This window comes from Proteus sp. ZN5, from assembly GCF_011046025.1.
In the GTDB taxonomy this organism is placed as follows: Bacteria; Pseudomonadota; Gammaproteobacteria; order Enterobacterales; family Enterobacteriaceae; genus Proteus.
Genome location: NZ_CP047639.1, coordinates 4146682 through 4168008, shown reverse-complemented (window position 1 = coordinate 4168008; position 21327 = coordinate 4146682). Strand labels below are relative to the sequence as shown.

The following is a 21327-nucleotide window of genomic DNA, read 5'->3' as shown; positions in this document are numbered from 1 at the left end:
CCTGCCTCGTTATTCGATAACAAAGAGTGGAGCGTCAAACTCAACGTTGTCGCCGTCTTGGCAAAGGATAGATTTAACAACACCCGCTTTGTCAGATTCAATCTGGTTCATCATTTTCATTGCTTCAACGATGCATAGAGTATCGCCTACATTGACTTGCTGACCGACTTCAACAAATTTCTTAGCTTCAGGGCTTGGTGAGCGGTAGAACGTTCCGACCATTGGTGAACGTACAACGTGACCGCTGATTTCTTGCGCTGGTGTAGCCGCTGGTGTTTCTGGGGCTACAGGCGCAACCGCATTTGCTAATGCAGGTTGTGGTGCCACTGGTGCCGCAAAATATTGCTGAGGAGCCATTTGACCCTGAAGACCAGAGTTACGACTAATACGTACTGACTCTTCACCTTCAGAGATTTCCAGTTCAGAAATGCCAGACTCTTCGACTAGCTCGATCAGTTTTTTAATTTTACGAATATCCATGAGTTGATTCCGTACTCTTTTTGATGTTTTTTATTAAGACAAGCGGCTGACCGCTGCCTGTAAAGCAAACCGATAACCTTCTGCACCTAATCCACAGATTACGCCTGTTGCGATATCAGAGAGATATGAATGGTGACGGAAAGGCTCCCGACTGTAGACATTGGATAGGTGAATTTCAATAAATGGAATATCCACCCCTAATAATGCATCACGCAGTGCAACACTGGTATGCGTGAAAGCTGCAGGGTTGATTAATATATAATCGACATTACCCCGAGCTGCATGAATTTTATTTATCAGCTCAAATTCAGCGTTAGACTGAAAATGACTGAGTTTCACATTTAATGCCTGAGCATCTGCTGACAAACTTTGAACGATATCATCCAGAGTTAAGTGTCCGTAGGTTTCCGGCTCTCTTGTTCCAAGCAGGTTTAAATTCGGACCATTCAGGAGCAAAATATGAAAATTTTCCGACATTATGCTTCTATCTCCGTCAATTCGTCAACGAAATGACAAAATAACCTGTGCTTTTCGTTTTGTCATCTTTTATTGTATCCAATGCTACGATACATATCACAAAGTCCGACATTATAGACATTTCACAGAAGATAACAGCAAAATACTGGTCTAATCAGGGAATGAAGGGTTTATTTCGATGAAAAGTTAAAAGTTTTGACAAGATTGTAAACGCGAGAAAGCAAAATAAACGGGTGCCTAAAAAATAATCATAACACCACGTTATTTATTGATGTCACTGGAAATCTGAGCTTCTTTGAGATCAATCATCAATATATATCATAAATGTGATCTGAATCACAATTCAGTATCTCTTTCACACACAAAGAAGCTTATTCTGGCACTAAATAAGGTGAATTAATGCCAGAAATAAGCAGATAAAAACCGAAAATTTATAGTTTTACTAAGGTTCGACCTGTTACCTGATTATCCATAATCATTTGGGCATAACGAGGAACTTCATCAAGCGTAATTTCTGTTGTCGCTTGTTGATAGAACGTTTCTGGTAGTAATTTTAATAAACGCTGCCAAACTTGAGCGCGTTTTTCTGCTGGGAAATAAACAGAATCGACACCTTGTAAGCGAACATTACGTAAAATAAAAGGCATGACTGTCGTTGGTAAAGAGAAGCCACCCGCTAATCCACAAGTCGCTACTGTTCCGTTATAGTTTGTTTGTGACAAAATATTGGCAAGAATTTGCCCACCTACGGTATCAATTGCACCCGCCCAGCGTTGTTTATCTAAAGCTCTACCTGCGGGTTCAAACTCTTCACGAGTGATAATATTTTTGGCACCAAGTTTGCGTAAATAGTCATGGTTACTTGCTCTGCCACTTAGTGCGGTAACTTGGTAGCCTAATGCTGTTAGCAAACTAATGGCAGTACTTCCGACACCACCACTGGCTCCTGTGACTAAAATATCCCCACTTTCAGGTGTGACACCGCCTTGTTCTAATGCCATTACACAAAGCATGGCAGTAAAGCCCGCTGTCCCAATTGTCATGGCATTTTTTAAAGAGAGTCCTTCTGGTACTACAGTTAGCCAATCACCTTTTACACCTGCTTTTTGTGCAAGACCACCCCAGTGACTTTCACCTACACCCCAACCAGTTAATAAAACATGTTGACCAATATGGAAGCGAGGATCTTCGGTGTGATGAACAACACCTGAAAAATCGATACCTGGTACCATTGGAAATTGGCGCAGTATTTTTCCTTTGCCTGTGATCGCGAGTCCATCTTTATAGTTAAGCGTTGAGTAATGGATGTCGACAATAACCTCATGAATAGGCAGTGATTTTTCATCAACACTTTGTACGTTGGCACTGAGTTTGTTGTCATTTTGTTCTACTAATAATGCTTTCATCTTGACCCCTCATCGATTTCTATTTGTGTCATGATAGGTGATTTTTTAGATCTCGTCGTGATTGTGCACAATATCTATTGTAATAATGAGACAAATAATCCTTTTTTAGTGTATAAACGGGGGTTCTACGTTTATTGGTACAGAGATTATTCTGAGTTTTATATCTTGGTTGTTAGATAACACCGTTAATGGTTTACGATTGGATAAAAATTAGCATTTCTCTTTATTGCTTGAAATAAAGATAATGTGTTGCCTTAGAAGTATTCGAGGTGGGTACTCTGGTTGTTATCTCAGTCAAATTTTGCCGGTGAAACACCATTTAATATCAATAGAATGATTGTGCTTATTCAAATGAATAAATTTTATTTGAACTTGCAACGAGACTTTTGAGTCACAGTTTGGCAACGAAGTGAGATTTTTCTTTATTGATGTGAGCGTTGTTTGTATTGTTACATAACTTAAATATGAACAGCGTAGGATCGAAATTATGCGTTAATCGTTCTAATTAGCCCATTTTTATGCAGTTTTTTTCTGCTCCAATTGGGAAAAGTAACGTAGAATATTGTGCCTTTAAGATTATTTACGTGTCCACTTTAATCTAAGTAGTGAATCGCGCCTTGTCGCTGCTTATTGTGGTTGATAGAGTAGACGGATTTTTCCGTCCCGGCTTGCAGGATTATCCTTTCGTATGTTTAAAAAATTTCGTGGCATGTTTTCCAACGATTTGTCTATTGACTTGGGTACCGCCAATACCCTTATTTATGTCAAAGGGCAGGGTATTGTTCTCGATGAACCCTCCGTCGTCGCTATTCGTCAAGATCGCGCTGGCACATCAAAAAGTGTTGCAGCTGTAGGGCATGAAGCCAAACAGATGTTAGGGCGTACACCTGGGAATATCGCTGCTATCCGTCCTATGAAAGACGGTGTGATTGCTGATTTTTATGTAACCGAAAAAATGCTTCAGCACTTCATAAAACAGGTTCATAACAATAGCTTTATGCGTCCAAGCCCTCGTGTATTAGTTTGTGTACCCGTTGGGGCAACTCAAGTAGAACGCAGAGCTATCCGTGAATCAGCATTAAGTGCGGGTGCTCGCGAGGTGTTCTTAATTGAAGAACCTATGTCTGCGGCAATCGGTGCAGGTTTACCTGTTTCTGAAGCAACAGGCTCAATGGTGGTTGATATTGGTGGTGGTACAACAGAAGTTGCCGTGATTTCATTAAACGGTGTCGTTTACTCTTCTTCTGTTCGTATCGGCGGTGATCGTTTTGATGAAGCTATCATTAACTATGTGCGTCGTAACTACGGTTCACTGATTGGTGAAGCAACCGCAGAGCGTATCAAACACGATATCGGTTCAGCTTACCCTTCTGATGAAGTTAATGAGATTGAAGTTCGCGGCCGTAACCTTGCTGAAGGTGTGCCTCGTAGCTTTACATTAAACTCTAATGAAATTCTTGAAGCCTTACAGGAACCATTAACAGGTATCGTAAGTGCAGTTATGGTTGCATTAGAACAATGTCCGCCAGAATTGGCTTCTGATATTTCAGAGCGCGGCATGGTATTAACTGGTGGTGGTGCGTTATTACGTAACCTAGACCGTTTATTAATGGAAGAAACAGGTATTCCTGTGATTGTTGCTGAAGATCCACTGACTTGTGTTGCCCGTGGTGGTGGTAAAGCATTAGAAATGATCGATATGCACGGTGGCGATCTGTTTAGCGAAGATTGAGATTAATTCTAACAAGGGAGAATGGATTCCCCCTTGGTGAGAATATTAACGCCTGTTCTTTTACTTCTCCGTGTGAGTGATCTTAGAGTTTATGAAGCCAATTTTTAGTCGGGGCCCTTCCCTGCAACTAAGATTAATAATCGCCGTGGTTGTCGCTATCTCTTTATTGATTGCTGATAACCGTATTGGTGCATTTTCTAAAGTCCGCCAGTATCTTGATACTGCTGTTAGTCCCTTCTATTTTCTTGCAAATGGCCCACGCCGTTTCCTTGATCAAATTTCAGAAACATTTGCCACGCGTGAGCGTTTACAATTTGAGAATCAGGCGTTAAGAAAAGAGTTGTTAGTTCGCAGCGGAGAAAGCCAATTACTTGAACAATTTAAGCAAGAGAATGCCCGTTTACGAGAATTACTTGGTTCACCACTTCGCCAAAATGAACAAATGACAGTGACGCAAGTGCTGTCTGGTAATAGTACGCCTTATCGAGATCAAGTGGTTATTGATAAAGGAACCAATGATGGCGTCTATGAAGGACAACCTGTTATTAGTGATAAAGGCGTTGTAGGACAAGTTATTGCCGTAAGTGAGCTTACGAGTCGTGTTCTATTAATATGTGACACGTCTCATGCATTACCAGTACAAGTTTTACGTAACGATATTCGTGTTATTGCTTCTGGTGCGGGTTGTGCCGATGATTTATTGTTAGAAGCATTACCAGCCAATATTGATATTCGTGTAGGCGATGTTTTAGTGACATCAGGATTGGGCGGTCGTTTCCCTGAAGGGTATCCTGTTGGTGTGGTATCTTCCGTTAAAGTGGATAATCAACGCGCTTATTCTGTGATTAATGTTCGTCCATCAGCAGAACTACAGCGTTTACGTTATTTACTTTTATTATGGAATACATCAGATAAAACGGGGGAACCCCCTCTGCCTTCAGAGGTTTATCACGCTGCCAATGAGCGTTTAATGCAACTGATGCCTCAAGTATTACCTAATTATGAACAAGCAGGGCCACCACTTCCTCGTTCTATGTCTCAAGAGCCGTTAGACAATACGGTTGAACAGACTAACGGAACGGCGACACCAGCAACAACACCTGCTGCAACAAATACACCTACTAATACCAATAGAAGTAGGTAGACACGATGAATCCATATCAAAGTCGTGGGCGTTGGGTTGTTTGGCTCTCTTTTCTTGTCGCATTGGTTTTACAAATTATGCCGTGGCCAGAACAGTTAGAAGTGTATCGACCTATTTGGCCCATGTTATTTCTTATTTACTGGATAACGGCAATTCCTCATCGTGTCAGTGTCGGAACCGCATTTGTCTTGGGTATGATTATGGACTTAGTCCAAGGAACGACCTTGGGTGTCAATGCACTGGCCTATACTTTAGTGAGTTATGTCATCGCCTTTAAATATCAGCTTTTTTGTAATTTAGCGTTGTGGCAACAAGCCTTAGTAGTGATGTTAAGTGTTGTCGTTGTTGATCTTACTGTATTTTGGGCAGAATTTTTACTTTCACCTGTGACTTTTCACCCTCAAGTATTCTGGAATAGCCCAGTCAGTGGTATTCTTTGGCCATGGCTTTATTTTTTGCTTCGCAAAATCCGTCACCAGTTTTTAGTTCACTAAGTTATTGGATCATGGCGGTCACTTTTGCGTTACCGTCATGAGGACATTATTTGTGACCACGCTTTACCTTGCTTCCAGCTCACCAAGAAGACGTGAACTTCTCACGTTATTAGATATTGAATTTAGTATTATCACGCCAGCAATTGATGAAATTTGGCAACAAGGTGAAAAGCCAGAAGAGTATGTTCTTCGTTTGGCAAAAGAAAAATCACAAGAAGGTGTAAGACAAGCACCTCATGATTATCCCGTTTTGGGCTCTGATACTATTGTGGTTCATGATGGTCATATTCTTGAAAAACCTCGTGATAAAACCCATGCCGCGCAAATTCTACGTTCACTTTCAGGTGCAACTCATCAAGTGATGACAGCAATTGCTATCTCTAATAGAACACGGACATTGAGCCAATTAGTCGTCACACACGTCACTTTTAGAGAGATGACAGAGAGTGAGATTAGCGCGTATATTGAGTCAGGAGAGCCAATGGATAAAGCTGGCGCTTACGGTATTCAAGGAAAAGGAGGCCGTTTTGTTCAACGGATTGAGGGGAGTTATCATGCTGTTGTCGGATTGCCTCTTGTTGAAACCGAAGCGTTGATAACTCAATTTTCGTCTCTAGCTAATGAGAAGGAGATTTCATGACAGCTGAGTTATTAGTGAATGTGACGCCATCTGAAACTCGTGTTGCCTATATTCGTGGAGGCATACTTCAAGAAATTCATGTCGAAAGAGAAGCTAAACGAGGTATCGTCGGAAACATCTACAAAGGTCGGGTAAGTCGCGTATTACCCGGGATGCAAGCTGCATTTATTGACATCGGGCTGGATAAAGCCGCTTTTCTACATGCTTCTGATATTATGCCTCACACTGAATGTATTGCGGGTGAAGAGCAGAAAAAATTTAATGTTCGTGATATTGCACAACTGGTGCATCAAGGACAAGACTTAATTGTACAAGTGGTTAAAGATCCTTTAGGAACTAAAGGCGCTCGCCTTACCACTGATATTACATTGCCTTCTCGTTATTTAGTGTTTATGCCTGGTGCATCTCATGTGGGCGTTTCTCAGCGAATTGACAGTGAAGAAGAGCGTGAGCGCTTAAAACAACTCGTTGAAGAGTATTGCGATGAAAATGGCGGTTTTATTATTCGTACAGCCGCTGAAGGTGTTGGCGAGAATGAAATTAAGCAAGATGCCGCCTTTCTTAAACGCTTGTGGAATAAAATTATTGAGCGTAAGAAAAGAAATAAAACCCGCATTCAAATTTATGGCGAACTGGCTTTAGCACAGCGTATTTTACGTGACTTTGCTGGTTCTGAGTTAGATAGCATACGAGTTGATTCTAAATTAACCTATAATCAGCTACAGGAATTTATTGGTGAATATATTCCTGAATTAACCGCTAAACTTGAATTACACCAAGGTAATCAGCCTATTTTTGATCTCTATGGTGTAGAAAGTGAGATCCAACGGGCTTTAGAGCGAAAAGTTGAATTGAAATCAGGCGGTTATCTAATTATCGATCAAACTGAAGCAATGACCACTATTGATATCAATACAGGGGCATTTGTTGGTCATAGAAATTTAGAAGAAACGATTTTTAATACTAATATTGAAGCAAGCCAAGCCATTGCTCGTCAATTACGGTTACGTAATTTAGGCGGTATCATCATTATTGACTTTATTGATATGAATAATGATGAGCATAAACGCAGAGTGTTGGCATCACTTGAACAAGCACTAAGTAAAGATAGAGTGAAAACAACGATTAATGGCTTCTCTCAACTTGGCTTAGTGGAAATGACACGTAAAAGAACTCGAGAAAGTCTCGAACATGTTCTTTGTGATGACTGCCCAACTTGCCAAGGGCGAGGTACGGTAAAATCAGTTGAAACGGTTTGTTATGAGATTTTACGTGAAATAGTACGGGTGCATAAAACGATTGATGCAGATCGCTTCTTGGTTTACGCCTCTTCAGCTGTGGCAGACACCTTAAAAGGCGATGAGTCACATGCATTAGCAGAGGTTGAAATTTTTGTTGGTAAACAAGTGAAAGTGCAAACTGAGCTACTCTATAGTCAGGAGCAATTTGATGTGGTGATGATGTAATGGATTCGCCTTCCTAATGAATATGATGGCAGAAAGGAGACAAAAATGAAGCGGCTGCCTAAATACCTGTTAGTGATAACAGTTTTTTGCCTCATCGTTTTTGCCTTGGTATTAAGCGGATTTCGCTACTTTCTGCCTCGCTTAGATAGTTATCGCCCTGAAATAGAATCGTATCTTACGAAGCAACTCAATAGCCCTGTCTCCATGACAAAAATCATGGGAGAGTGGCAAAATTTTGGCCCAGAGATCCAAGTTGAAGGGCTGAACGTAACCAATAAAGATGTGAACGTTACAGCAGAAAAAGTCACTTTTTCTTTTGATGTTTGGCGTTCATTATTCGCTTTTCGCCTTCATTTTCGTGAACTGACCTTTGAACAGTTATATGTTAATTACCACAGTCCTATTTTTACTGGGCAAAGTGGAGATATAACGTTAACTGAACCTGATGATATTTCTTCTATTTTCCTTGAACAGTTTGATCGCTTTAAACTGATTGAAAGCCGTTTTGTTTTTTTAACCCCTTCAGGAGACACCAGTACATTGCATGTACCTGAATTGATGTGGTTAAATCAAAAAAATCGTCATCGTGCTCAAGGTGAAGTCACTCTTGATACACCGATTAATCATTATGGCGGATTAAAGGTACGTCTTGATCTCTATACCACAGAGAATGGTTTAATCGATAACGGCAAAGTATTTCTTACTGCTGATGATATTGATATCTCACCTTGGCTTAGTCAGTGGGTAAAAAATAATAGTGGGGTAGGCGAAGCCAAAGCCAGTTTATCTAACTGGATTGAAATTACTCAAGGTCGTATCACAGGAAGCCAGCTACAAATTCATCAAGGTGAAATGGATTGGAGTAGTGATGGAACCTCACATGCATTAAAAGTTGAAGATTTAATATTACGGATGAGAAGGCAAGAAAATGGTTGGCTTGCTGATATTCCTTATACTCGAAAAATTACCATGGATGGTGAAGAGTGGCCTGATGGCTATTTAGCCATTCTTTATCAACCAAAAGAAAAACAACATGATGAAGCATGGCGTATTCGTGCCAAAAATATTGAGTTAGATAGGCTATATGCTGTATTGCCATTATTCTCTTTTTTAACACCTGATTTTGTTCGTCAATGGCAGTATCGCCAATTTTCTGGAGTGGTTAATGATTTTGCATTAGATCTCACGCCTGAGCACTTCGAGCAAAGCGCGATTAATCTTTCTTGGGAAAATGTGGGTTGGAAGCGTTGGCAAGAGATCCCTTCAGTACAACATTTCAGTGGGCAATTAAAAGGCAGTATGCAACGAGGTGAGCTTAATTTCACTCTAGCAAACAGTGAAATAGATACTGGTGAATTGTTTAAAGCACCGCTGAATATTGAGAAAGGGAAAGGCTCTGTTTATTGGACTCATTCTGGAGATGACTTATCGCTTTGGAGTGAAGGATTAGATATTCAAGCTACATCAGCATGGGTTGCGGGTGATTTTCGTTATGAGAAACAAGGTGAAGATCAGCGTCTTTCTATACTCTCAGGTGTAAGAGTCACAAATGCAGGAGATGCATGGCGTTATCTGCCAGAGGAGTATGTTGGTAAAGAGCTGACACAATACCTCTCAGAGGCGATTATTGCGGGTAATATCGATAATGGCACCTTTATTTTCCATGGTGATCCCGTCGATTTTCCTTTTGATAATCACAAAGGGTGGTTCCAAGTTTATGCCCCAGTCAAACACGCCACCTTTAAATTTGATAGCGAATGGCCTGCATTATTCGATCTAGATATTAATTTAGATTTCAAAAATGATGGGTTATGGATGTCTTCTGCACAAGCGAAAGTGGGTAAAGCCACTGCCACAAATTTAAGTGCGGTGATTGAGAGTTATCGACAAGAGAAGATCTTAATTAATGCGGATATTCAAGCCACAGGCGACGAGCTGAAAGAATATTTCTTAGATTCTCAAATGGCAAGTATTGGTCATACACTTGAAGAGCTTAAAGTCGCAGGAAAAATCAATGGTACATTGAAATTAGATATTCCCTTTGGTGGTGAAGATGTGGTTGCTTCGGGTGATATTAATTTAAAAAACAATGATGTCACATTGAATTTTATGGATACCACCTTAAAGGGCGTCAGTGGACAATTTCGTTATCACAATGACAAACTTGAGAGCGATACATTAACGGCTAATTGGTTTGGGCAGCCTCTCACTTTCTCATTTACAAGTCACAATGATACGGATAATTATCAGGTCGATGTCGGCTTGAAAGGTCAATGGGATATTCAAAAAATTCAAGGATTGCCTAGCGATATTCAACAGAAATTTAGTGGTGTATTTCCTTGGAGTGGCAACGTTAATGTTAAGATCCCCGAAAAAGGCGATGTCGATTATCAAGTCGATTTAACCGGAAATATCAATGCATTAAGTAGTAAATTAACCGCACCTGAAACGCAAGATTTAAAAACTTCACCACCTATTGTTATTTCTGCAAAAGGTAACAGTGAAACCTTAAGCGTGAATGCAAGTGCTGAGAAACAGTGGAAACTTAATAGCCAGTGGACATTAGGAAAACAGTTACGGTTATTACAAGGTAACCTTGTTTCTTCTTCTATTAAATTACCAGAATTGAGTTCACAACAACGCTTAACGATTGCCCTTAAAGGATTAGAGGGTGATAAATGGTTGCCAACATTAATGGCTTTTTCGTCTTTAACGCCATCTGAAAATGAAATCACTTTTCCTGATAATGTGCACATCAGTTTGCCTGACTTAAATTTTGCAGGGCAAAAATGGCGTGATCCTCAAACTGAAATTATGCGCGTTAGTGACGGTGTAAAATTTTCATTTTCAGGAAATGAATTACGAGGTGATGCGTTTATTCCTGAAACATCGACACCTTGGCAAGTGAATATTAATTATCTCTATTTTAATGGTGTCTCTTCTACCCAAGAAGAAAAAACGTTAAAAATGGCGAACACTTCTGATCCCAATGCATTGAAATTTTCAGTAAAAAATATCCCTTCTATTGATTTTGAATGCCGAGAATGTTGGGTGAATGGCCTACTTTTAGGGCAAATTCAAGGTTCATTAAAGCAAAGTAATGGCACATTGCTTTTAGCTGACGGCAAATTAGTAAATAGTAGCGGTGAGCTAAATGTTAATGGCGAATGGTCTGACGATATCGCAGGAAACAACACCACAAAGCTGCAAGGTAAGCTTAAAGCAGATGAAATTGATGAAATGGCAGCTTACTTTGGTTATATCGTTCCTATTTTGCAATCTCCTCTTTCTGCTGATTTTTCATTACAATGGCATAATACACCGTGGAATTTTGATCTTGCGACCTTAAATGGTGATATCAAATCTACCTTAGGTAAAGGGCGTATAGAAAAAGTGAATGTCGGACAGGCCGGTAAGTTACTTCGCCTTGTGAGTTTCGATGCACTTTTACGTAAATTACAGTTTGATTTTAGAGATACTTTCAGCGAGCATTTTGAATATGACTCGATTAAGAGTGAAATTACGATTAATCAAGGTATTATGAATGCTGATAGTGTCCGAGTTGATGGTGTTATTGCTGATATTGCAATCAGTGGGAAAGTTGATTTACTTGAACGTAAAATGGACCTACAAGTTGTGGTAACGCCAGAGATTTCAGCAACAGTCGGTGTTGCTACTGCATTCGCTATAAACCCAATTGCAGGCGCCGCAGTGTTTGCGGCATCAAAGGTTCTGGGGCCACTTTGGAGTAAGATTTCAGTTATCCGTTATCATGTGACCGGAACTATGGAACAACCCAAAATTGACGAAGTACTGCGTCAGCTTAAGGAGAATCAGGCGTTATGAAAAAAGTTAATGTCGCACTTTTGCAACTTTGTAGCGGTAAAAACACAAAAAATAATCTGGCACAAATTGAGCAACAGATTAAGCAATTACCCGATTCAGTGAAGCTTGTATTAACACCTGAAAATGCGTTACTTTTTTCAAACTCTAAAGATTACCATAAACACGCTGAAATTCAGGGTGATGGGCCTTTACAAAATGCTATCGCTAAAATGGCTCAGCGTTACAAAGTATGGATCTTAGTCGGTTCTATGCCATTGATTAGTCGAGACTCTCCAGATCAAATTACCAGCAGTAGCTTGGTGTTTGATGATGAAGGTGTTATTCGCGCTCGTTATGACAAAATCCATATGTTTGATGTCAGTATTGATGATGAGCAAGGCGAATATAACGAGTCTTCTATTTATCAACGCGGTGAGCGCCTAACAGTCGTTGATACTCCCGTTGGGAAATTAGGTTTAACGATCTGTTATGACTTACGCTTCCCAGGTATTTTCCAAGCATTAAGAGAAAAAGGTGCCGAGATAATCTCTGTGCCAGCTGCTTTTACCCGTTTAACAGGAAAAGCACACTGGGAACCTTTATTACGTGCTCGTGCCATTGAGAATCAGTGTATTATCTTAGCGCCAGCACAAGTGGGTACACATGATACGCGCCGGACTTGGGGTCATACTATGGCGGTTGATGGCTGGGGTAAAGTCTTGAAAAAGAACCCTGATGCTGTCAGTGCGCTAACGCTGAGTGTTGGCGTCGAAAGTTTACACGGTATGCGTGAACAGATCCGAGTTGTAAAACATAACCGTTTTCGCCCGAAACTGACCCACTTAATCAAAAAAGTTAAGGATAAAGAAGAATTATGAGTTTAGCTGTTGTCAGCGAAAGTCTGTTGGAAGCAAACAAACTTAGTTTAGATGATTTAGCATCAACACTAGAGCAGCTTGCACAGCGTCAAATTGATTATGGTGATCTTTATTTTCAGTCAAGTTATCACGAGGCTTGGATCCTCGACGATCAGATTATTAAAGATGGCTCTTACAATATTGATCAAGGTGTTGGTGTTAGAGCAATTTACGGTGAAAAAACCGGTTTTGCTTATGCTGACCAACTAACGCTTAACGCACTTAACCAAAGTGCTCATGCTGCACGAAGTATTGTTCAGGCTAAAGGTAATGGTCGTATCCATACTTTAGGTGCTATTCAACATTCTCCGCTATACAGCTTAAATGATCCTCTGCAAAGCCTCTCTCGTGAAGAGAAAATTGCATTATTGCATGAGGTAGATAAAGCCGCTCGTGCTGAAGATAAACGCGTTAAACAAGTTAATGCGTCATTAACGGGTGTTTATGAGCATGTGCTAGTTGCGGCAACTGATGGTACGTTAGCCGCTGATGTACGTCCTTTAGTTCGCCTTTCAGTTAGTGTGCTGGTAGAAGAAGATGGCAAGCGTGAGCGTGGCGCAAGTGGTGGCGGTGGTCGTTTTGGTTATGACTATTTCTTAACTAAAGTGGATGGTGAAAGCCATGCAGTCACTTATGCTCGTGAAGCGGTACGTATGGCATTAGTGAATTTATCAGCGATTGCTGCACCCGCGGGAACAATGCCTGTGGTATTAGGTGCAGGATGGCCGGGTGTATTATTGCATGAAGCTGTGGGTCATGGTTTAGAAGGTGATTTTAACCGCCGTGAAACCTCAGTGTTTTCTGGTCGCCTTGGTGAGAAAGTCACTTCTGAGCTTTGTACAATTGTTGATGATGGCACTCTTGAAGGCCGTCGTGGCTCTGTTGCTATCGACGATGAAGGTGTTCCGGGTCAATACAATGTCTTAATCGAAAACGGCATCTTAAAAGGCTATATGCAAGATAAGATGAATGCACGTTTAATGGGTGTTGCACTAACAGGAAATGGTCGTCGTGAGTCTTATGCGCATCTTCCTATGCCTCGTATGACAAATACTTATATGTTAGCAGGCAAATCTTCACCTGAAGAGATAATTGCCAGCGTTGATCACGGTATTTACGCACCAAACTTTGGTGGCGGTCAGGTTGATATCACATCGGGTAAATTTGTTTTCTCAACCTCAGAAGCTTATTTAATCGAGAATGGAAAAATAACAAAACCAATTAAAGGGGCAACTTTGATTGGTTCAGGCATTGAAGCCATGCAACAGGTTTCTATGGTGGGTAATGATCTCGCTTTAGATAAAGGCGTGGGTGTTTGTGGTAAAGAAGGACAAAGCCTCCCTGTTGGTGTGGGTCAACCGACATTGAAGCTTGATAAGATCACCGTAGGCGGTACTGCTTAATCTTTTTGTAGTTATTTATACGTATTAATTAAACTCCATCTTTTGATGGAGTTTTTTATCCCAGCGACAGTGAAGGTGCTAATTTATGGGTAAACGTTTATTACCAGTTATTATTGTTATTGCTGTTTTATTTGGTGTTCTCTATAAAGGTTTGCTTCCTGAAGCGAATGTATCGTCCTCTTCATCGCCCGTTTCTGTTCCAATATCACCAAGCAATAGCAGCAATAAACCAGCACAACTCCCTCTTTCTATTGATGAAAAAACACAAGCCAATGCAGTGGCTAACTATTTACAACGTCATCAACAGCTACCGAGTTTTTATCTCACTAAAAAACAGGCAAGAGAACAGGGCTGGAATGCGAAAGAAGGCAACTTATGTGAAGTTTTGCCGGGAAGAGCAATTGGTGGGGATCGCTTTATGAACCGTGAAAAACAGCTACCAGAAGAAGCAGGACGCCAGTGGTATGAAGCTGATGTAAATTATCACTGTGGTCATCGTGGTAGCGAGAGATTGCTCTATTCGAATGATGGATTGATTTATGTCACCACCGATCATTACCGCACAATGACAAAGGTTACTCCTTAATGAAACAGGTTATCTTCGATTTTAAGATGCTAGTAGATATAGATGCTTTTTATCAGGATTTTGCTCTGCAATTTCAGTTAGATGATAATTTTGGCGATAACCTAGATGCATTATGGGATGCGTTAGTGGGAGAAATAGAATTGCCTGTCAGTATTGTTTTCAAGCATCTACCTCATCATTCTCGTAATTTCCAGCCTTTAGTGGAAGTGATGCAAGAAGCTCAAAATGAGCTTGGTAAAGACGTATTGAGCTTTCATTGTGAACACAAAGCACAATAGTAATTAAGAGCAAAAAGTATGCCCTGAAAATCGCAGTGATACTGAATTTACACTGCGTTTTCAGGATGATCAGGTTTTATGCTGATTCTGATAAATCTTTTAGATATTGGAATAGTAAGCGGAATGATTTTGGTGGTTTATTCGCTTCTTTTTCTTTTTTCGCATTACGGATAAGTGTGCGTAATTGTTGGCGATCGGCCATTGGATAAAGCGCCACGACTTCTTCAATCACTTCATTACCACCTTCGACAAGGCGAATTCGCAGATCTTCTAGTTTATGTAACACTAAGATCTGTTGGTTGTGGCGGTTTTTCAGTTTATCAAGCGCTTGGCGGATCGGTTCTTCGTCCACATTGCGCAGTAGTTTTCCAATATATTGAATTTGGCGACGGCGTGCTTCACGCTGTACTTTTTGTGCTAATTGAATAGAGGCTAATAATTTCTCATCTAATGGCACACGCTCTAATTCTTGCGCACTTAATTCAACTAATTCAGTACCCAATTTTTTGAGTGCTTCAGCATCACGTTTAATTTCGCTTTTGCTGACCCAGATGATTTCTTCCTCTTCTTCCTCTTCTGACGATGTATCGTCAAATTCAGGATTGAGGTAATGCCACTCTTCAGGCTGCTTTGCCATAATAAAAATTCCTGTTGCAGAGTAAGCCGGGAGTGTGATTTGGTGAATGACCAAAAGCCCGACGGGTGATAACATTCATATATCTTCTATTGTAACTGGGAAAATCGCTTGTTGACCACCTGTCAATTGATTTACTTTGCTAAAAATAAGTAAAAAGTGGTGTTCTCCTTAGGAAAAATGGTTCTCAATGAATAATTCAGATCAGGTAAAACAGCTTGAAGACGCCGTCTCACTCGCATTAGAGCTGGCTGCAAAACAGTGTGACAGTGCCGAAGTCGCTATTAATAAATCGACAGGCATTAGTGTGAGTACGCGTTACGGTGAAGTTGAAAATGTTGAATTTAACAGTGATGGTGCTTTAGGCATTACGGTTTACCAACAACAACGTAAAGGTAGTGCATCTTCAACAGATTTAAGTCCTGATGCAATTAAGCGTGCTGTACAGGCCGCTGTGGATATTGCACGTTATACTTCAGTTGACCCTTATGCAGGGCCTGCTGATCAAGAGCTATTAGCCTTTGATGCGCCTTTCCTTGATCTTTACCATCCTACTGAGGTAACGGCAGATAAAGCGATTGAATTAGCATCAAGAGCAGAAAAAGCCGCTTTAGATAGCGATAGCCGTATTATTAATACAGAAGGGGGCAGTTTTAATAGCCACAGTGGAACCCGTGTATTTGGTAATAGCCTTGGCTTATTAAAAAGCTATTCATCTTCACGCTATTCTATGTCAAGCTGTGTTATTGCTCGTGATGGTGAAGATATGGAGCGCGATTATGCCTACACCATTAGTCGTCGTTTTGATGATCTAGAATCACCGGAATGGGTAGGGCAAGAGTGTGCTCGCCGTACTTTATCTCGCCTTGCACCTCGTAAACTTCCAACCATGAAAGCCCCCGTTATTTTTGCTGCCGATGTTGCGACTGGTATTTTTGGTCATTTGGTGGCGGCAATCAGTGGTAGCATGATTTATCGTGAATCTTCTTGTTTACTCGATAGCTTAGGTAAGCAAATTTTCCCTCAATGGCTAAATATTCAAGAACGTCCTCACTTAATGAGAGGCCTAGCATCAACACCGTTTGATAGCGAAGGTGTGCGCACAACCGATGCCGAAATCATTAAAGATGGCGTATTACAAGAGTGGCTATTAACCACATATTCAGCAAGAAAACTGGGTTTAAAAAGTAATGGTCATGCTGGTGGTATTCATAACTGGTATATCCCAGGGCAAGGTTTATCGTTTGATGCGCTGTTAAGAGAGATGGGAACAGGTCTTGTTGTTACTGAATTGATGGGACAAGGCGTCAGCACAGTAACGGGTGATTATTCTCGTGGCGCGAGCGGTTTTTGGGTTGAAAACGGTGAAATTCAATATCCTGTAAGTGAAGTCACTATTGCGGGTAACTTAAAAGATATGTGGGCAAATATTGCCAATATGGGTGATGATATCGAGATGCGCAGTAATGTTCAGTGTGGATCGTTGTTATTACCAGAAATGAGTATTGCTGGTGAGTAATTTTAGAGACTTACCGAGGCCTTTAATCTCAGCCCACAATGGGCTGAGATATCGCGTTTATCAGTGTGCTTTTCAATTTGAGAAGATAAAAATAAGACGCGAACCTTCAGCTCTGCTTAACGGTGTAATTCACCCGCAGCTTCAGGTTGGTATAGAATTTCTAATACTTTAACCTTGGTTTCAAGGCCATTTGGCAGCTTCCAACTGATTTCGTCATCAATCGCTAAACCCAGTAGCGCAGCACCCATTGGCGCCATAACGGAAAGTTCAGTGGTACTGTCTTTTAATGAAGCAGGATACACTAACGTACGAGTACGCTCTTCATTATTTTTTAAGTCCATAAAACGGACTTTGCTATTCATTGTGACAATATTAGCAGGGATATCAGCTGGTGTAACAATGTCAGCACGATCTAACTCTTCATTCAATGCTTCAGCAATCGGGCTATCTGCAAATGCCGGTTGTTCAAGTAATGAATCTAAACGTTCTGCATCAAGTTCGTTGATGATAATTGTTGGCTTTGTCATACCACACTCCAATTTATTCCAATGCAAAACAACACCCCCACGGGTGAGGTGGGGGTGTTGTTAAACTCATATAAGAGATAATAGGCGGTTCTGTATAAAAAAGAAAGAGACAGTGATCACAGTCTCTTTCGGGTTATTTAGTTAAGAAATGCTAATCTATTGTTTTCTATTACGATTATTCTTCATCAAACCCCGATTCAAATAATGCGATAATAGCATCAATAGCTTCATTTTCATCACTACCAGTAACTTCTATATCAATTTGACTGCCTTGCTCTGAATCTAACATCAGCATAGCAATCACACTATCCGCTTGTGCTTCAACCCCTTCGTTGTTGCGTAAAATAACGGTTGATTGAAATGTTTTTACTAAATCAAACAACTTCATCGCAGGTCTTGCATGCATACCGAGGCGATTTTTAATCGCAACTTGTCGATATTGGGTCATTTGCGTTTTTCTAGTGTTCTGTGGCGTGATTGTACGTTTTTTCCTCTAGAGCGGAAATAATCTGCGAGTTGCTCTGCAACATAAACAGAACGGTGTTTACCACCGGTACAACCAATCGCAACCGTCAAATAACTACGGTTATTGGTTTCTAACATCGGCAACCAAAGTTCAAGGTAGCTTCTAGTTTGATAAATAAAGTTATGAACTTCGGTGTGTCTATCTAAAAATGCCGCGACAGGGCGATCGAGACCGGTCATTGGACGCAGTTTAGGATCCCAATGTGGATTTGGTAAGAAGCGCACATCAAAAACATAGTCTGCATCAATAGGAATACCATGCTTAAAGCCAAACGATTCAAAGACCATCGTCAGCTCACGTTCACGCTTACCTAATAAGCGAGTACGTAGCATTTCTGCTAGCTCATGAACTGACATCTCAGAAGTATCAATGATGAGATCAGCGCGTGATCGCAATGGCTCAAGCAGATCACTTTCGGTATCAATTGCCATTTCTAATGAAAGGTTCTTGGTCGAAAGAGGGTGAAGACGTCGAGTATCACTATAACGACGAATTAAGGTATTTCTATCTGCGTCTAAAAATAAGAGTTGTGGAGAATATTCAGCGGGTAAACTTTCCAGCGCTTTTTCGAAGATCTCCGGTGACTCTGGCATATTTCGGACATCAATACTGACTGCGGCAGCAGAAGCATCACGTTCAGCCAGTGTTTTTGCTAGCTCAGGTAAAAGATCAACAGGTAAGTTATCAACACAATAAAATCCCATGTCTTCAAGCGCACGCAAAGCGACTGACTTACCTGAACCAGAGCGTCCGCTGACTATCATCAGCACCATGAGGTAGCTCCCCTATAATTTCCCAGTGATGAATATCATTCCACTGTATGCTATTCGCGTCCTACTAAACCCGTAGGGGTTATTCTGTGATAATCTGATAAAGCTCTTCATCACTTTGTGCGGAGCGTAGTCGGCGACATAAGTTTTTGTCTGCCAACTGTTTTGCAATTAAAGACAGTGTGTGTAAATGTTCCTTACATTGTGTCGCAGGAACGAGTAATGCGAACAACAAGTCGACAGGTTGATTATCAATAGCGTCGAAGGCAATAGGTTCGCTTAGGTGAAGAAACACACCAACTACTTTTTCTGTTTCATCACTTTCAATACGTCCGTGAGGGATCGCTAAACCACCCCCAATCCCTGTTGTACCGACTTTTTCACGCGTCAATAAAGCTTCAAATATCAGTGTTTCGGGTAAATTAAGTGCTTTTGCTGCATTTTCACTGATAATTTCTAACGCGCGCTTTTTACTCGTGCAATGTACATCATTATGCGTACATGCTAGAGAAAGTACGTCGCTAATATTCATCTTTGTATCGTTGTTCATTGTCTTATTCACTTAGACCAGCAAACCAGATGCCACAAAGTGACATCTGGTTTTTTGTTACTGATATTGATTAGGCGTTGGCTTAAACCAAGTCATAAACAACACAGTAACTTCGCCGATTGTATCCCCATTTTACAATGGGAAATGAATTAATGTTGTCTCAGTTTATCTTTGTGTTTGGTTAATTGACGAGCCAGTTTATCCATTAATCCATCAATTGCTGCGTACATATCTTCTGCTTCTGCAGAGGCATGCAATTCACCGCCGTTAACTTGAATGGTCGCTTCCGCGATTTTATTCACTTTCTCGACCTTCAGGATCACCTGAACGTTATTAATTTTGTCAAAGAACTGAGGTAATTTCGCGCTTTTTGCTTTGACGGTATCACGCAGAGCATCGGTTAATTCAATATTATGACCAGTGATTTGAAGTTCCATAGTGTCTTCCTTCTCAATTATGCTCAAACCAACTCTTTGCGTTGATTTGAAGGCGGGATGGATAATGACTCTCTATACTTCGCAACAGTGCGTCGAGCAACTTGTATTCCAAGTTCTCCGAGCATATCAGCCAGTTTACTATCACTAAGTGGTTTCGCTGGATTTTCTGCTGCGATTAGTTTCTTCACTAAAGCCCTGATTGCTGTTGAAGAGGCTTCGCCTCCGCTATCAGTATTCACATGGCTAGAGAAAAAATACTTCAATTCGAAAATTCCTCTTGGGCAATGCAAAAATTTTTGCGTTGTCACTCGAGAAATAGTGGATTCGTGCATTTCAACTTGTTCAGCAATATCTGCTAACACAAGGGGTTTCATATGCTCTTCACCCAATTCGAAAAATGCCTGCTGTGTGTCAACAATGCAATGAGCGACTTTTAATAATGTCTCATTACGGCTTTCTAAACTTTTTATCAGCCATTTGGCTTCTTGTAAATTGTCACGAATAAATTTTCCATCGCTCTCATTTTGAGTCGATTGGCCCAATGCTGCATAGGTCTCATTTATTCGTAGGCGAGGAATGCTATCTGCATTTAACTCAACTTGCCAGCGTTCCCCTGATTTTTTTACCAGTATATCTGGAATAACGTACTCTGACTCGCCTGTATCAATACTTAATCCGGGCTTAGGATCAAGAGACTGGATCATTTCAATAACCGATTTAAGTGTCTCTTCTCGTAACTTCGTTTGACGCATCAATTGGCGAAAGTCACGGTTACCTAGCAACTCTAAATATTGGCTAATCACTAACTGCGTTTCTTTAAGATAAGGTGTTTCTGTTGAAAAAGCGGATAGCTGAATCAAAAGACACTCTTTTAAATCACGCGCAGCAACACCAATAGGATCAAAGCGTTGGATACGTTTTAATACAGCTTCGACTTCATCAAGCTCTAACTCATCATCGCCCATTCCAGCAAGGATGTCATCTGTTGTGACAGTTAAATACCCTGTTTCATCAATAGCATCGATAATACTTATCGCAATTGCTCTGTCTGTTTCTGAAAACGGAGTGAGCTCAGCCTGCCATGTTAGATAATCTTGCAATGAAGCAGTTGTTTCGCCTTGATACAGTGGAAGTTCATCATCAGTATAGTCATTACTGGTGCCAGAAGGTGTGCCTGCGGTGTAGATCTCTTCCCATTGAGTATCTAGAGGGAGATCATCAGGCATCTCTTTTTGCTCTAAAGCATCCAGCGTATCGAACTCTTCAACTTCGTTTTCAGTTGTTGTTTCTGTTGTAGAGTCTGGCTGATTTTCTGTATGAGAAGTATCGTCTGAAACGGGATCTTGTTGATCGTCGTCTTGTTCCAGAAGTGGATTAGACTCAAGCGCTTGCTGAATTTCTTGTTGTAATTCAAGCGTCGAAAGTTGCAACAAACGAATAGCCTGTTGTAGCTGTGGCGTCATTGCCAGTTGCTGACTAAGACGAAGTTGCAGACTTTGTTTCATAATAATGCGAT

At 40.8% G+C, this 21327-nt stretch carries 21 protein-coding genes; 11 read left to right on the top strand and 10 right to left on the bottom strand.

What is annotated here, in order from left to right; translation table 11 throughout:
* Window positions 1–9: 9 nt before the first annotated feature.
* From accB to GTK47_RS19135, 3 genes are all read right to left on the bottom strand, one after another.
* A complete protein-coding gene (accB, locus tag GTK47_RS19145) occupies window positions 10–480 on the bottom strand; it encodes an acetyl-CoA carboxylase biotin carboxyl carrier protein (RefSeq protein ID WP_075671489.1) in 471 nt (156 codons plus the stop codon).
* A gap of 33 nt (window positions 481–513) precedes the next feature.
* Window positions 514–957 (bottom strand): type II 3-dehydroquinate dehydratase, encoded by a 444-nt coding sequence (aroQ, locus tag GTK47_RS19140; RefSeq protein ID WP_075671487.1) that lies wholly within the window; start codon window positions 955–957, stop codon window positions 514–516.
* 431 nt (window positions 958–1388) lie between these two features.
* Window positions 1389–2363 carry an MDR family oxidoreductase gene (locus tag GTK47_RS19135; RefSeq protein ID WP_165126170.1) on the bottom strand — a complete coding sequence of 325 codons (975 nt, stop codon included), beginning with the start codon at window positions 2361–2363 and terminating at the stop codon, window positions 1389–1391.
* A 688-nt stretch (window positions 2364–3051) separates the two neighbouring features.
* Between GTK47_RS19135 and mreB the strand changes: the two genes are divergently transcribed.
* From mreB to GTK47_RS19085, 10 genes are all read left to right on the top strand, one after another.
* Complete coding sequence (gene mreB / locus GTK47_RS19130) at window positions 3052–4095, top strand: rod shape-determining protein MreB (protein ID WP_023582893.1); 1044 nt, start codon at window positions 3052–3054, stop codon at window positions 4093–4095.
* 91 nt (window positions 4096–4186) lie between these two features.
* Window positions 4187–5239, top strand: coding sequence for a rod shape-determining protein MreC (gene mreC, locus GTK47_RS19125; RefSeq protein ID WP_165126167.1), 1053 nt, complete (start codon window positions 4187–4189; stop codon window positions 5237–5239).
* A 5-nt stretch (window positions 5240–5244) separates the two neighbouring features.
* A complete protein-coding gene (gene mreD, locus GTK47_RS19120) occupies window positions 5245–5733 on the top strand; it encodes a rod shape-determining protein MreD (RefSeq protein ID WP_165126164.1) in 489 nt (162 codons plus the stop codon).
* A gap of 52 nt (window positions 5734–5785) precedes the next feature.
* Entirely contained in the window at window positions 5786–6373 is a 588-nt protein-coding gene (locus GTK47_RS19115) for a Maf family protein (protein WP_165126161.1), read from the top strand.
* Window positions 6370–7839: a ribonuclease G gene (rng, locus tag GTK47_RS19110; protein WP_088493817.1), complete on the top strand. Its 1470-nt coding sequence runs from the start codon at window positions 6370–6372 to the stop codon at window positions 7837–7839. The genes GTK47_RS19115 and rng overlap by 4 nt, the downstream gene beginning before the upstream one ends.
* Window positions 7840–7884: 45 nt before the next feature.
* Complete coding sequence (yhdP, locus tag GTK47_RS19105; protein WP_165126158.1) at window positions 7885–11685, top strand: AsmA2 domain-containing protein YhdP; 3801 nt, start codon at window positions 7885–7887, stop codon at window positions 11683–11685.
* Window positions 11682–12542, top strand: a complete 861-nt coding sequence (gene nit1, locus GTK47_RS19100; RefSeq protein ID WP_165126155.1) for a deaminated glutathione amidase — start codon at window positions 11682–11684, stop codon at window positions 12540–12542. Before yhdP ends, nit1 begins: the two co-directional genes overlap by 4 nt.
* Window positions 12539–13984: a metalloprotease TldD gene (gene tldD / locus GTK47_RS19095; protein ID WP_165126152.1), complete on the top strand. Its 1446-nt coding sequence runs from the start codon at window positions 12539–12541 to the stop codon at window positions 13982–13984. The genes nit1 and tldD overlap by 4 nt, the downstream gene beginning before the upstream one ends.
* A gap of 85 nt (window positions 13985–14069) precedes the next feature.
* Window positions 14070–14570: a ribonuclease domain-containing protein gene (locus tag GTK47_RS19090; RefSeq protein WP_165126149.1), complete on the top strand. Its 501-nt coding sequence runs from the start codon at window positions 14070–14072 to the stop codon at window positions 14568–14570.
* Window positions 14570–14848 carry a barstar family protein gene (locus tag GTK47_RS19085; RefSeq protein WP_165126146.1) on the top strand — a complete coding sequence of 93 codons (279 nt, stop codon included), beginning with the start codon at window positions 14570–14572 and terminating at the stop codon, window positions 14846–14848. Before GTK47_RS19090 ends, GTK47_RS19085 begins: the two co-directional genes overlap by 1 nt.
* Before the next feature lie 76 nt (window positions 14849–14924).
* Here the strand turns inward: GTK47_RS19085 and yjgA are convergent, their stop codons facing one another.
* A complete protein-coding gene (yjgA, locus tag GTK47_RS19080) occupies window positions 14925–15485 on the bottom strand; it encodes a ribosome biogenesis factor YjgA (RefSeq protein ID WP_165126758.1) in 561 nt (186 codons plus the stop codon).
* A gap of 187 nt (window positions 15486–15672) precedes the next feature.
* Between yjgA and pmbA the strand changes: the two genes are divergently transcribed.
* Window positions 15673–17001: a metalloprotease PmbA gene (pmbA, locus tag GTK47_RS19075; RefSeq protein ID WP_165126143.1), complete on the top strand. Its 1329-nt coding sequence runs from the start codon at window positions 15673–15675 to the stop codon at window positions 16999–17001.
* A 116-nt stretch (window positions 17002–17117) separates the two neighbouring features.
* Here pmbA and rnk read toward each other — a convergent pair whose 3' ends face one another.
* The 6 genes from rnk to rpoN form a co-directional block, all read right to left on the bottom strand.
* Window positions 17118–17528: a nucleoside diphosphate kinase regulator gene (gene rnk, locus GTK47_RS19070; RefSeq protein WP_075671465.1), complete on the bottom strand. Its 411-nt coding sequence runs from the start codon at window positions 17526–17528 to the stop codon at window positions 17118–17120.
* Window positions 17529–17703: 175 nt separating this feature from the next.
* Window positions 17704–17976 carry a PTS phosphocarrier protein NPr gene (gene npr, locus GTK47_RS19065; protein WP_006535359.1) on the bottom strand — a complete coding sequence of 91 codons (273 nt, stop codon included), beginning with the start codon at window positions 17974–17976 and terminating at the stop codon, window positions 17704–17706.
* Entirely contained in the window at window positions 17973–18827 is an 855-nt protein-coding gene (rapZ, locus tag GTK47_RS19060) for an RNase adapter RapZ (RefSeq protein WP_023582880.1), read from the bottom strand. Before rapZ ends, npr begins: the two co-directional genes overlap by 4 nt.
* Before the next feature lie 79 nt (window positions 18828–18906).
* Window positions 18907–19374, bottom strand: coding sequence for a PTS IIA-like nitrogen regulatory protein PtsN (gene ptsN / locus GTK47_RS19055; protein WP_023582879.1), 468 nt, complete (start codon window positions 19372–19374; stop codon window positions 18907–18909).
* Between the two features lie 149 nt (window positions 19375–19523).
* Window positions 19524–19811, bottom strand: coding sequence for a ribosome hibernation promoting factor (gene hpf / locus GTK47_RS19050; protein ID WP_036913954.1), 288 nt, complete (start codon window positions 19809–19811; stop codon window positions 19524–19526).
* 23 nt (window positions 19812–19834) lie between these two features.
* Window positions 19835–21316 (bottom strand): RNA polymerase factor sigma-54, encoded by a 1482-nt coding sequence (rpoN, locus tag GTK47_RS19045; protein ID WP_165126140.1) that lies wholly within the window; start codon window positions 21314–21316, stop codon window positions 19835–19837.
* Between the last annotated feature and the right edge of the window lie 11 nt (window positions 21317–21327).

What these genes read in the sequence shown, in the direction of transcription:
- accB (WP_075671489.1), bottom strand. Translation starts at nt 480, where the DNA reads ATGGATATTCGTAAAATTAAAAAACTGATCGAGCTAGTCGAAGAGTCT.
- aroQ (WP_075671487.1), bottom strand. Translation starts at nt 957, where the DNA reads ATGTCGGAAAATTTTCATATTTTGCTCCTGAATGGTCCGAATTTAAAC.
- GTK47_RS19135 (WP_165126170.1), bottom strand. Translation starts at nt 2,363, where the DNA reads ATGAAAGCATTATTAGTAGAACAAAATGACAACAAACTCAGTGCCAAC.
- mreB (WP_023582893.1), top strand. Translation starts at nt 3,052, where the DNA reads ATGTTTAAAAAATTTCGTGGCATGTTTTCCAACGATTTGTCTATTGAC.
- mreC (WP_165126167.1), top strand. Translation starts at nt 4,187, where the DNA reads ATGAAGCCAATTTTTAGTCGGGGCCCTTCCCTGCAACTAAGATTAATA.
- mreD (WP_165126164.1), top strand. Translation starts at nt 5,245, where the DNA reads ATGAATCCATATCAAAGTCGTGGGCGTTGGGTTGTTTGGCTCTCTTTT.
- rng (WP_088493817.1), top strand. Translation starts at nt 6,370, where the DNA reads ATGACAGCTGAGTTATTAGTGAATGTGACGCCATCTGAAACTCGTGTT.
- yhdP (WP_165126158.1), top strand. Translation starts at nt 7,885, where the DNA reads ATGAAGCGGCTGCCTAAATACCTGTTAGTGATAACAGTTTTTTGCCTC.
- nit1 (WP_165126155.1), top strand. Translation starts at nt 11,682, where the DNA reads ATGAAAAAAGTTAATGTCGCACTTTTGCAACTTTGTAGCGGTAAAAAC.
- tldD (WP_165126152.1), top strand. Translation starts at nt 12,539, where the DNA reads ATGAGTTTAGCTGTTGTCAGCGAAAGTCTGTTGGAAGCAAACAAACTT.
- GTK47_RS19090 (WP_165126149.1), top strand. Translation starts at nt 14,070, where the DNA reads ATGGGTAAACGTTTATTACCAGTTATTATTGTTATTGCTGTTTTATTT.
- GTK47_RS19085 (WP_165126146.1), top strand. Translation starts at nt 14,570, where the DNA reads ATGAAACAGGTTATCTTCGATTTTAAGATGCTAGTAGATATAGATGCT.
- yjgA (WP_165126758.1), bottom strand. Translation starts at nt 15,485, where the DNA reads ATGGCAAAGCAGCCTGAAGAGTGGCATTACCTCAATCCTGAATTTGAC.
- pmbA (WP_165126143.1), top strand. Translation starts at nt 15,673, where the DNA reads ATGAATAATTCAGATCAGGTAAAACAGCTTGAAGACGCCGTCTCACTC.
- rnk (WP_075671465.1), bottom strand. Translation starts at nt 17,528, where the DNA reads ATGACAAAGCCAACAATTATCATCAACGAACTTGATGCAGAACGTTTA.
- npr (WP_006535359.1), bottom strand. Translation starts at nt 17,976, where the DNA reads ATGACCCAATATCGACAAGTTGCGATTAAAAATCGCCTCGGTATGCAT.
- rapZ (WP_023582880.1), bottom strand. Translation starts at nt 18,827, where the DNA reads ATGGTGCTGATGATAGTCAGCGGACGCTCTGGTTCAGGTAAGTCAGTC.
- ptsN (WP_023582879.1), bottom strand. Translation starts at nt 19,374, where the DNA reads ATGAACAACGATACAAAGATGAATATTAGCGACGTACTTTCTCTAGCA.
- hpf (WP_036913954.1), bottom strand. Translation starts at nt 19,811, where the DNA reads ATGGAACTTCAAATCACTGGTCATAATATTGAATTAACCGATGCTCTG.
- rpoN (WP_165126140.1), bottom strand. Translation starts at nt 21,316, where the DNA reads ATGAAACAAAGTCTGCAACTTCGTCTTAGTCAGCAACTGGCAATGACG.